Origin of the sequence: Agrococcus sp. GCM10030265 (assembly GCF_042666675.1) — a bacterium.
In the GTDB taxonomy this organism is placed as follows: Bacteria; Actinomycetota; Actinomycetes; order Actinomycetales; family Microbacteriaceae; genus Agrococcus.
The window spans coordinates 1-981 of sequence record NZ_JBHTCZ010000009.1 but is presented as its reverse complement, the minus strand read 5'-3'; the positions used below and the strand labels follow the sequence as shown (position 1 = coordinate 981).

Sequence of the window (981 nt, the reverse complement as noted above, 5' to 3'; positions counted from 1 at the left end):
GCGGAATCACTTGACCAGTGAGCTATTACGCACTCTTTCAAGGGTGGCTGCTTCTAAGCCAACCTCCTGGTTGTCAAAGCAACTCCACATCCTTTTCCACTTAGCACACGCTTAGGGACCTTAGTTGATGGTCTGGGTTGTTTCCCTCTCGACTATGAAGCTTATCCCCCACAGTCTCACTGCTGCGCTCTCACTTACCGGCATTCGGAGTTTGGCTGACGTCAGTAACCTTTTGGGGCCCATCGGCCATCCAGTAGCTCTACCTCCGGCAAGAAACACGCAACGCTGCACCTAAATGCATTTCGGAGAGAACCAGCTATCACGAAGTTTGATTGGCCTTTCACCCCTATCCACAGCTCATCCCCTCAGTTTTCAACCTAAGTGGGTTCGGTCCTCCACGAGGTCTTACCCTCGCTTCAACCTGGCCATGGATAGATCACTTCGCTTCGGGTCTAGGACATGCGACTGAAGCGCCCTATTCAGACTCGCTTTCGCTACGGCTACCCCACACGGGTTAACCTCGCCACATATCGCTAACTCGCAGGCTCATTCTTCAAAAGGCACGCCGTCACAGCTACCAAGGCTGCTCCGACGGTTTGTAAGCAAACGGTTTCAGGTACTATTTCACTCCCCTCCCGGGGTACTTTTCACCTTTCCCTCACGGTACTTGTCCGCTATCGGTCATCTGGGAGTATTTAGGCTTACCAGGTGGTCCTGGCAGATTCACACGGGATTTCTCGGGCCCCGTGCTACTTGGGATCCCCCTCACGCCATAACAACATTTCGACTACAGGACTGTCACCCTCTACGGTGAGCCTTTCCAAGCTCTTCGTCTATGCTGCGCTGTAACGTTCGTCGATCGGCAGACCGACACGAGAGGTCCCGCAACCCCGACCATGCAACGCCTGCCGGCTATCACACATGATCGGTTTGGCCTCTTCCGCTTTCGCTCGCCACTACTCACGGAATCACGGTTGTTTT

1 rRNA gene is annotated in these 981 nt (G+C 53.9%); it reads right to left on the bottom strand.

The annotated features are described in order from the left end of the window. Window positions 1-981: ribosomal RNA gene (locus ACFQPP_RS14785) — 23S ribosomal RNA — on the bottom strand; the annotation flags it as partial.